This is a genomic window from Micromonospora globispora, from assembly GCF_003857015.1.
Taxonomy (GTDB): Bacteria; Actinomycetota; Actinomycetes; order Mycobacteriales; family Micromonosporaceae; genus Micromonospora; species Micromonospora globispora.
Window position 1 is genome coordinate 1 of sequence record NZ_QGGF01000371.1, and the last position, 9,746, is coordinate 9,746.

General features: G+C 71.7%; 11 protein-coding genes. 7 read left to right on the plus strand and 4 right to left on the minus strand.

Annotation, left to right across the window (positions count from 1 at the left end; all coding sequences use genetic code 11):
• Window positions 1-49: 49 nt before the first annotated feature.
• Window positions 50-643, plus strand: a complete 594-nt coding sequence (locus DKL51_RS18775) for a hypothetical protein (RefSeq protein ID WP_124812311.1) — start codon at window positions 50-52, stop codon at window positions 641-643.
• A gap of 101 nt (window positions 644-744) precedes the next feature.
• Here the strand turns inward: DKL51_RS18775 and DKL51_RS18780 are convergent, their stop codons facing one another.
• Window positions 745-1,398, minus strand: coding sequence for an NADPH-dependent F420 reductase (locus tag DKL51_RS18780; RefSeq protein WP_109964764.1), 654 nt, complete (start codon window positions 1,396-1,398; stop codon window positions 745-747).
• A 181-nt stretch (window positions 1,399-1,579) separates the two neighbouring features.
• Between DKL51_RS18780 and DKL51_RS18785 the strand changes: the two genes are divergently transcribed.
• On the plus strand, window positions 1,580-2,188 hold the full coding sequence (locus tag DKL51_RS18785; protein WP_109946168.1) for a TetR/AcrR family transcriptional regulator: 609 nt from the start codon (window positions 1,580-1,582) through the stop codon (window positions 2,186-2,188).
• Between the two features lie 117 nt (window positions 2,189-2,305).
• Here DKL51_RS18785 and DKL51_RS18790 read toward each other — a convergent pair whose 3' ends face one another.
• The 3 genes from DKL51_RS18790 to DKL51_RS18800 form a co-directional block, all read right to left on the minus strand.
• A complete protein-coding gene (locus tag DKL51_RS18790) occupies window positions 2,306-2,560 on the minus strand; it encodes a hypothetical protein (RefSeq protein WP_109946167.1) in 255 nt (84 codons plus the stop codon).
• Window positions 2,561-2,646: 86 nt separating this feature from the next.
• Complete coding sequence (locus tag DKL51_RS18795; RefSeq protein ID WP_109946166.1) at window positions 2,647-3,318, minus strand: response regulator; 672 nt, start codon at window positions 3,316-3,318, stop codon at window positions 2,647-2,649.
• A complete protein-coding gene (locus tag DKL51_RS18800) occupies window positions 3,315-4,952 on the minus strand; it encodes a sensor histidine kinase (RefSeq protein ID WP_207783943.1) in 1,638 nt (545 codons plus the stop codon). Before DKL51_RS18800 ends, DKL51_RS18795 begins: the two co-directional genes overlap by 4 nt.
• Window positions 4,953-5,051: 99 nt before the next feature.
• Between DKL51_RS18800 and DKL51_RS18805 the strand changes: the two genes are divergently transcribed.
• From DKL51_RS18805 to DKL51_RS18825, 5 genes are all read left to right on the plus strand, one after another.
• Window positions 5,052-6,059 (plus strand): Bug family tripartite tricarboxylate transporter substrate binding protein, encoded by a 1,008-nt coding sequence (locus DKL51_RS18805; protein ID WP_109946164.1) that lies wholly within the window; start codon window positions 5,052-5,054, stop codon window positions 6,057-6,059.
• A 5-nt stretch (window positions 6,060-6,064) separates the two neighbouring features.
• The gene (locus DKL51_RS18810) at window positions 6,065-6,739 is read left to right on the plus strand and encodes a tripartite tricarboxylate transporter TctB family protein (protein ID WP_243420537.1); all 675 of its coding nucleotides are present in this window, start codon (window positions 6,065-6,067) and stop codon (window positions 6,737-6,739) included.
• Window positions 6,739-8,244 carry a tripartite tricarboxylate transporter permease gene (locus tag DKL51_RS18815; protein WP_109946162.1) on the plus strand — a complete coding sequence of 502 codons (1,506 nt, stop codon included), beginning with the start codon at window positions 6,739-6,741 and terminating at the stop codon, window positions 8,242-8,244. Before DKL51_RS18810 ends, DKL51_RS18815 begins: the two co-directional genes overlap by 1 nt.
• The gene (locus DKL51_RS18820; RefSeq protein WP_109964572.1) at window positions 8,241-8,633 is read left to right on the plus strand and encodes a universal stress protein; all 393 of its coding nucleotides are present in this window, start codon (window positions 8,241-8,243) and stop codon (window positions 8,631-8,633) included. Before DKL51_RS18815 ends, DKL51_RS18820 begins: the two co-directional genes overlap by 4 nt.
• Window positions 8,634-9,746 (plus strand): MFS transporter (locus DKL51_RS18825; protein WP_221623206.1); only part of this gene is annotated, 1,113 nt, incomplete at its 3' end. It abuts the gene before it with no gap.

Here is a 9,746-nt window from a genome sequence, read left to right on the forward strand (position 1 = left end):
CCCTGACCCCCGTCGGGCGTGCGCCGACCCCCGAATGGAGCTTTCCCCCATGAACACGATCTTCCGTAAGAGCGTTCTTGGTGTTGCTGGTCTCGCCTTCGCCGGTGGTGTGTTCGCCGGTCCGCTGACCGCCCACGCCGCCACCCCGGTCGACGCCACGCCCGCCGCCGTGGCCGTGCAGGCCGACAAGCCGGCCGTGGACACCAGCAAGCTGATGCCGCATGGTGTGCAGGGCGCGCAGTCGCGTATCACCCTCAACGACGAGCAGACCGCGAATACGAAGGCGATCATCGCGGCGACGAAGAAGGCCGGTATGCCGGAGCGGGCCGCGGTCATCTCGGTCGCCACGTCGCTGCAGGAGTCGAAGCTGGAGAACCTGGGTCACCTGGGTGACCGCAACGACCACGACTCGCTGGGCCTGTTCCAGCAGCGCCCCAGCTCGGGTTGGGGTACCCCGGAGCAGATCACCGACCCCGAGTACTCCACCACCGCGTTCCTCAAGGGCCTCAAGCAGGTCGACGGGTGGCAGGACATGCCCCTGACGCAGGCCGCGCAGACGGTGCAGGTGTCGGCCTACCCGGACGCCTACGCCCAGTGGGAGCAGCAGGCCGCTGACCTGGTCGCCCAGCACTGGAACAGCTGACCCAACCGAACACCGTGAACCGACCACTGGCCGGCACCCTCACGAGGGTGCCGGCCAGCGGCGTATCCAGGGTCTTGAACTGCGACGGCCCGCAGTGGGCGTCAGCGCACGACCTTGATGTTGAAGATGCCGGTGCCGAGCGTGCCGTAGAGGCGCAGCCAGAGCGGCAGCAGCATCTCGGTGCCGCGGGCGGTGGTGATGTCACCGAGATCGATCACGTCGGTGTGCCCGAAGCTGGCGAGAAGCTCGGTGACGACCTTCTTCGCGTCCGCGTCGTCGCCGGAGACGAAGACGGTGTGGTCGCCGTCGGCGAGCTGCCGGGGGTGGGTCATCAGGTCGGCGGTGAGCGTGTTGAGGGCCTTCACCACCCGGGTCCGGGGAAACGCCCGCTGGATCCGCTCGCCCAGCGAGTCGTCGTTGAGGACCGACAGGGTGGGCGGGAAGCCCTTGCTGAAGTCGAGCGGGTTGGCGATGTCGAGCAGGACCTTGCCGGCCAGGTGCTCCTCCCCGGCGGCGGTCAGCGCGGGCAGCGAGCCGTCGCCGCTGGTCGCGTTCACCACCAGCTCCGCGTTCGCCGTGGCGTCGGCGTAGCCGGCCAGCTCGACGTCCGGGTGGGTGGTGGCCCACTGCGCCCAGTCGCCCGACCGGGTGGCCGCGACGTCGCGGGTGCCCACGGTGACCTCGTGACCCAGCTCCGCCGCCCGCGCGGCGATCGCCCGGCCGACCATGCCGGTGCCCAGTACCGCGATACGCATGTGTCGTCTCCTTCTCGGTGATCGCGCGTTGCCGCTGCCCCGCGCTCCGTCGACGATCAGACTAACAGACAGGTCTGTCTACTCCAACCGACGAACGCGTATGACGGCCCTCACAGCGATGCGGTGCAGTAGACCGACCAGTCTGTAGACTGGGTCGGACGTGCAGAGGAAGGAGTGCCGGATGCCCACGACGCGTACCCCCGCCGGCTCCGCCCGGGACCGGATCCTGGACACCGCGTTCCGCCTCTTCTACGCGCACGGGCCGCGGGGCGTCGGGGTGGACACGGTGATCGCCGAGTCCGGCGTCGCCAAGGCGACCCTCTACAAGCACTTCCCCAGCAAGGACGATCTCGTGCTGGCGTACCTGGACAAGGTCGACCAGGCCTGGTTCGGGGCGCTGCGGGCCGCCGCCCGGGAGGCCGGGGACGAGCCGCGGGAGCAACTCGTCGGGATGTTCGACGCGCTCGCCGGTGCGTGCCGCCGCGAGGGATACCACGGCTGCGCGTTCATCAACACCGCCGCCGAGTCGCCCGCCGGCAGCCCCGTGCACGCTCGTACGGTCGAGCACAAGAACGTGGTCCGGGCGTGGGTGACCGACGTGGCCCGGCGGGCCGGCGCGGCCGACCCCGAGCTGCTGGCCCGCCAGCTCACGCTGCTGCTCGACGGGGGACTGGCCAGCGGGGTGCTCGACGGCGATCCGGCGGTGGCCGAGGCCGCCAAGCGCACCGCGCGCGCCCTCGTCGACGCCGCTGTCGGCGGCGCGCCGGGCGGTCGGCCCACCCGGCAGTAGCGGCATTCCGCGGCGGCCCTTCGTGCGGTAGCGGCGGCTCACCTCGGCTGTGGCGTCATCGCCGGGGAGCCGGCCGCGACCCGGCGGCCGGCTCCGCGCCGGGAATGGCGGTGGGCTTTAGAAGGCCCAGGTGGCGTTCCAGGTGATCCGGGCGACGGAGGCCTGCCCGCTCACCGACGGGTGGAAGTAGTCCCGGGTGGAGACGTCCGACGCCACGAACTTGTAGTCGTACGCGGCGAAGCCGTCGAACCTGCAGTTGGCGTACTTGGCGCACTCGGTCTGCAGCACGTTGTTGAAGTCGATCACCCGCTGCCGCACCCGCTGCCGGCGGGCCTCGTCGGTGGTCGAGGTCGACGTCGCGTTCGCCAGCAACGCACCGGTATAGAGGAATCAATCAATATCTGGGCCGGTCTTCTATTGCTTCATGACAAACAACGTCCCGGAGCAGCGGGGCCGGGTCAGGCCACCCAGGCGTAGCGGCGTTCCGGGCGCCCGGCCGCCCCGTAGCGGAGGCTCACCTCGGCCCGGCCGGTACCGGAGAAGTGCTCCAGGTAGCGGCGGGCGCTGACCCGGGAGATACCGACCTGGTTGGCGCACTCGGCGGCCGAGAGGGTGCCGTCGTGCTCGCGGAGCGCGCGCTCGACCAGCTCCGCGGTCTCCGGGCTCAGCCCGCGGGGCAGGGCCGGGGTGGCGACCGAGCCGGTGCGGGAGAGCACCCGGTCGACGTCGGCCTGGTCGCTGACCACGGTGGCGCGCAGCGAGTTGCGCCGGGCGGCGTACTGCTCCAGCCGGATCCGCAGCTCGTCGAAGCCGAACGGCTTGAGCAGGTAGTTGACCGCGCCGTAGCGCACGGCCCGGCGGACCGCCTCCGCCTCCCGGGCGGCGCTGATCACCAGGATGTCGCAGTCGTGCCGCGCTGCCCGCAGCCGGGTCACCACGTCGAGGCCGAACATGTCGGGCAGGTAGAGGTCCAGCAGCACCAGGTCGGGACGGAGCTCGTCGACCTTCGCGACGGCCTGCTCGCCGGTGCTGGCGGTGCCGACGACCCGGAAACCCTCGATCCGCTCGACGAACCCGCAGTGGATCCGCGCCACCATGAAGTCGTCGTCGACGACGAGTACGTCGATCATCGAACCTCCTCCAGCGCAGGCGACACCGACATCCGGGCGGTGAACATCGCGCCCTCCTCGGTGTTCGTCACGGCGACCTCACCGCCGCGACGGTGGCAGACCAGCCGGGTCAGCGCCAACCCGATGCCCCGCTCGCCGCCCTGGGCCGCCTTGGTGGTGAACCCGTGGGTGAAGACCTCCTTGGCCAGCTCCGGGGCGATTCCCGGGCCGGAGTCGCGCACCACGATCTCCACCGACGAGGCGTCCTGCCGCAGCTCGACCTCCACCCAGGCGGGCCCGTCGCCAATTGTCTCCCGGCCCCCGGCGACCGCCTCGACCGCGTTGTCCACCAGGTTGCCGACGACCGTGGCCACGTCCGCCGAGACCTCCGGATCCAGCCGGTCGAGCCCGGTCCGCTCGGAGACCCGCAGCTCCACCCGGCGCTCGGCGGCCACCGCCGACTTCGCCATCAGCAGGGCGCCCACCGCCGTGTCGTGGATCCGGCTGGTGACCGTCAGGTCGAGCGAGGCGCGGTGCCGGCTCAGCGCGTCGACGTACCGGACCACCTCGTCGTGCTCGCCGATCTGGATCAGGCCGGAGATGGTGTGCAACTGGTTGGCGAACTCGTGGGTCTGCGCCCGGAGCAGCTCGGTGGTGCTCCGGAACGAGCCGATCTCCTGCTCCAGCCGGGCCAGTTCGGTGCGGTCCCGCAGGGTGGTCACCGAGCCGAGCCGGCGGCCGTCCTTGGTGACCGTCATCCGGTTCATCACCAGCACCCGGCCGCCCCGGACTACCACCTGGTCGCGCGCCTCGGGCCCGCTGCCGGCCAGCACGTCCCGCAGCCGGCCGGAGATCCGCAGCTCGGACAGGCTCCGGCCGAGGCAGTCCTCGGGCAGGTCGAGCAGCCGCCGGCCGACCGAGTTGACCAGGGTGATCCGCCGTTGCGGGTCCAGCGCGATCACGCCCTCAGCGATGCCGTGCAGCAGCGCCTCCCGGTGCTCGGCCAGCCCGGCGATCTCCCGCGGCTCCAGGCCGAGCGTCTGTCGCTTGATCCGCCGGGCCAGCAGCCAGGACCCGACCACGCCGAGCGCGCTTGCGATGCCGAGGTAGGTGAAGAGGTACGACGAGGCCCCGACCACCCGCTGTGACCAGGTCGGCGATGCCTCGCCGATCACCACCACGCCCAGGTACCGGCCGAGGTTCTCCTCCCGGGCGCCGAGCACCGGCACCTGGGCCACCAGTTCGCGCGACCCGTCGACCTCCAGCTCGCCGAACCAGCTCCGGCCCTGCGCCACCCGGGGATCGCCGAGCACCACCGGGCTGCCCACCAGCGTCGGGTTCGTGGAGCTGACCACCCGGCCGCGGGCGTCGGCCACCGTCACCGAGGTGACACCGGACTGGGTCAGCGCGTTCTGCACCAGCGGGGCGATCGCCTCGCCCGGCGCCACCCGGTTGAGCCGGTCGCGCAGCAGCGCACTGCCGGCGAGCTGCTCGCCCAGGGCGGCGACCCGCCGCCCCTCGACCCGGTTGAAGGTGGCCGCCGACTGGGCCAGTGACACGGCGGCGACGGCCACCAGCACCACGACGATGATCGCGAGCTGGAGGACCAGCAGCTGCCCGGCCAGGCTTCGGCGGCGGGACGTGAGCGCGACCACAAAGACCTCAACTTCCGCTGGTGACACAACGCAGACAAGTCGCCCGCGTGGAGGCCACCATCTTGCCGCTGGACTCATTCGAAACGGAAGAGAAACAAGATGGCAACTAGGAGAAACGTGCTGGTCATGGGGGTCGCCGCCGCCTCGGCGCTGGCCCTGGCTGCCTGCGGCGCCACCGCCGACAAGAACGAGGGCGGCTCCAGCAACGACGGCAAGCCGGTCAGCGGACTGCGGATCATGGTGCCGAACACGCCCGGCGGCGGGTACGACACCACGGCCCGTACCGCCGCGAAGGTGATGGAGGACGCCAAGATCGCCACCGGCGTGCAGGTCTTCAACCTGCCCGGCGCGGGCGGCACGGTCGGCCTCCAGCGGACCGTGAACGAGAAGGGCAACGGCAAGCTCGCCATGCAGATGGGGCTCGGCGTGGTCGGTGCCTCGTACACCTCCAAGTCCGCGGCGACGCTCACCCAGACCACCCCGCTGGCGAAGCTGATCGAGGAGGCCGGCGCCATCGTGGTGCCGAAGGACTCCCCGTACAAGACCATCAACGACCTGGTCGCGGCCTGGAAGGCCAACCCCAAGGGCATCGCGGTCGGTGGCGGCTCGTCGCCGGGCGGCCCGGACCACCTGCTGCCGATGCAGCTGGCGAAGACCGTCGGGATCGACCCCCGCCAGGTCAACTTCGTCTCGTACGACGGCGGCGGCGAGCTGCTGCCGGCCGTGCTCGGCGGCAAGGTGGCCTTCGGCGCCAGCGGCTTCGGCGAGTTCCTCGACCAGGTCGAGGCCGGCCAGATCCGGGTCCTCGCGGTGACCAGCGAGGCGCCGATCGAGGCGCTCAAGGACGTGCCGACGCTCAAGTCCTCCGGCATCGACCTGGTCTTCACCAACTGGCGGGGCATCGTCGCGCCCCCCGGCATCAGCGACGCCGACAAGAAGGTCTGGATCGACGTGCTGACCAAGATGCACGAGTCCGAGGAGTGGAAGGCCGAGCTGAAGAAGCGCGGCTGGACCGACGCCTTCGTCACCGGCGACGAGTTCGGCACCTTCCTGACCGAGCAGGACAAGGCAGTGGCCGACGTGCTCAAGCAGCTCGGGTTGGCATGAGCGGCATGACCACCCGACCGGACCGGGGCGGCGACCAGCCGCCCCGGCCCCCGGCCGTGGAGACATCCGTACCGCCGATCCCGGAACAGCCGGGCGCGGAGCGTACGCCGGATCTGCCGGGGGCGGCGTGGCCCGCGACGGGCGACGTCCCGCCGACCGTGCTCGAACCGGCGGTGGAGGACGGCCCGGCGCCGAAGCCGGACCGGGCGCAGTACGGCGTCTGCGCGTTCCTCGCCCTGGTCGGCGGGCTGATCATCGTCGACGCGACGACGCGCATCGGGCACGCGATCAGCACCGCGGACCCGATCGGCCCGAAGCCGGTGCCGATCCTGCTCGGCGTGCTGCTGATCATCGTCGCGGTGATCTACGCGGTCGACGTGGCCCGGGGCGGCACCGGTGAGCCGGAGGCCGGCGAGGACGTCGACCTCAGCAGCCCGATCGACTGGCGGACCGTCCTGCTGCTGATCGGCGCGTTCCTGGTCAACGCCGTGCTCATCGACCCCCTCGGCTGGGTGATCAGCGGGACCATCCTCTTCTGGGGCTCGGCGTTCGCGTTGGGCAATCGACACTACGTCCGAAACCTGCTGATCGCGGTCGCGCTGTCGCTGGTCACGTTCTACACGTTCGCCATCGGGCTCGGCGTCAACCTGCCCGCCGGCGTGCTGCAAGGGATCCTGTGATGGACAACCTGGGCAATCTGCTCGACGGGTTCGCCAACGTGGTGACCCCGATGAACCTGCTGTTCGCGCTGCTCGGCGTGACCATCGGCACCGCGGTCGGTGTGCTGCCCGGCATCGGTCCGGCGATGACGGTGGCGCTGCTGCTGCCGGTCACCTACGGAATGGAGCCGGTCCAGGCGTTGATCATGTTCGCCGGCATCTTCTACGGCGGCATGTACGGCGGCTCGACCACCTCGATCCTGCTCAACACCCCGGGCGAGTCGTCCTCGGTGGTGACCGCGATCGAGGGCAACAAGATGGCGAAGGCGGGCCGGGCGGCACAGGCGCTGGCCACCGCCGCGATCGGCTCGTTCGTCGCGGGCACCATCGCCACCCTGCTGCTGGTGGTGGTCACCCCACCGATGGTGCAGTTTGCGATCAGCCTCGGCGCGCCCGACTACTTCGCCGTGATGCTGCTGTCCTTCGTGGCGGTCACCGCGGTGCTCGGCTCGTCCCGGGTACGCGGCTTCGCCTCGCTGCTGATCGGCCTGACCATCGGCCTCATCGGCATCGACGCGGTGAGCGGCCAGCAGCGGCTCACCTTCGGGCTGCCGCAGCTCGCCGACGGCATCGACGTGGTGGTGGTGGCGGTCGGCATCTTCGCCGTCGGCGAGGCGCTCTGGATCGCCGCGCACCTGCGCCGTAAATCCGGTGAGGTGATTCCGGTCGGCCAGCCGTGGATGGGGAAGCAGGACTGGAAGCGGTCGTGGAAGCCCTGGCTGCGCGGCACGGCGCTCGGGTTCCCGTTCGGCGCGGTGCCGGCGGGCGGCGCGGAGATCCCCACCTTCCTCTCGTACACCACCGAGAAGAAGCTGTCGAAGCACCCGGAGGAGTTCGGTCGGGGCGCGATCGAGGGGGTCGCCGGCCCGGAGGCGGCCAACAACGCCTCGGCGGCCGGCACGCTGGTGCCGATGCTCGCCCTCGGCCTGCCCACCAACGCCACCGCCGCGGTGATGCTGGCCGCCCTCCAGCAGTGGGGCTTCCAGCCCGGCCCCCTGCTCTTCACGCGGGAGTCCGCGCTGGTCTGGACGCTGATCGCCAGCCTCTTCATCGGCAACCTGCTGCTGCTGGTGCTCAACCTGCCGCTCGCCCCCGCCTGGGCGCGCCTGCTGCGGATCCCGCGCCCGTACCTCTACGCCGGGATCATCTTCTTCGCCACCATGGGCGCGTACGCGGTCAACGCCCAGCCGTTCGACCTGTTCCTGCTGCTCACCCTCGGCCTTCTCGGCTTCGGCATGCGGCGCTTCGGGCTGCCGATCCTGCCGCTGATCGTCGGGGTCATCCTCGGCCCGCGCGCCGAACTCCAGGGCCGGCGGGCGCTGCAGCTCTCCGGCGGCGAGCTGCACGGCCTGGTCGGCGGCTGGGTGTCCTGGGTGATCTACGCCGTGATCCTGGTGGTGCTTCTCTGGCCGCTGGTCGGCCGGTTCGTGGTCCGTCCGCTGCGTGGAAGGTTGGTGACCGGATGACCGTGCTGGTGGGGTACGTGCCCTCCCCGCTGGGCGAGGCGGCCCTGCAGGCCGCCATCGAGCAGGCGAAGTTCCGCGAGGAGCCGGTGCTGGTGGTGAACACGTCGCGCGGTGACGCGTACGTCGATCCGCGCTTCGCCCAGGAGCCCGACCTGGAGCGGGTCACCCGCGAGCTGACCGCCGCGGGCGTGCCGCACACCGTCCGGCAGCTCATGCGCGGGCGGGACGCCGCCGAGGAGATCGTGGAGATCGTCGAGGCGGAGGACGTGTCGCTGGTGGTGATCGGGATCCGGCACCGGACCCCGGTCGGAAAGCTGATCATGGGGTCGACCGCGCAGGAGGTCCTGCTCCGGGTCCCGTGCCCCGTGCTCGCCGTGAAGGCCGACTGAGTGGCGCCCGGGGACCCGTCGGTCCCCGGGCGCGCCCAGGCCGCGCTGCTGCTCGCGCACACCATCGTGGTGCAGGCGGTCACCTTCATGCTCCGCCCCGCCTCCGCCTACCGGGCGCTGGAGCTGGACGTGCCGGGAGCCTGGCTGGGGTTACTCGGGGCCAGCTTCGCCATCGCACCGCTGGTGCTGGCGGTCCCGTCCGGCCACGCGGTCGACCGGTTCGGGGAGCGCCGGATCGTGCTGGCCGGGTCGGCCCTGCTCGCCGGCTCCGGCCTCTGCTTCGTGCTCCTCGCCGACTCGGTCGTCGGCCTGGTGCTCGCCAGCATGGTCCTCGGCATCGGGCACCTCTGCTCGGTGGTGGCCCAGCAGGCACTGGTCGCCAACCGCACCCCGGCGGACCGGTACGACGCCGCGTTCGGGTACTACACCTTCGCCGCCTCCCTCGGTCAAGCCCTCGGCCCCGGCCTGATCGTGATCTTCGGCGGGGACCGCCCGATCCCCGACACCGGTGCCATTTTCGTCGGCGCCACCGTCGTCGCCGTGCCGCTGCTGGTGGCCGCGGCGTTCCTCCGCCCCTCCGGCCATCACCGGGAGGCGGCCGGGCTGGGCGCGGGTGGGCTGCCGGACCTGCTCCGCCAGCCCGGTCTGGTGCGTGCCCTCACGGTGAGCTGCGTCGTGCTGGCGGCGGTCGACATCACCCTGGTCTACCTGCCCGCCCTGGGCACCGAACGCGGCATCGCCGCCGGCTCGATCGGTGTCCTGCTGGGCCTGCGGGCGGTCGCGTCGATGGCCTCCCGGCTGCTGCTCGGCCGGCTGGTCGCCGGCTTCGGTCGGCGGGCGCTGCTGATCAGCACGGTCGCGCTCTCGGCGGCCGGCCTCGGGTTGCTGCTGCCGCCGCTGCCGTTCTGGGCGATGGCCGTGGTGGTCACCGTCGCCGGGCTGGGGCTGGGCGCGGGCCAGCCGCTGACCATGTCGTTCCTGGCCGAGTCCGCCCCGCCCGGCCTGCGCGGGCGGGCGATGTCGCTGCGGCTGACCGGCAACCGGCTCGGGCAGGTGCTGATCCCCAGCGCCGCCGGGGTGCTGGCGGCCGGCGCCGGCCGTCAGCACCCCGGC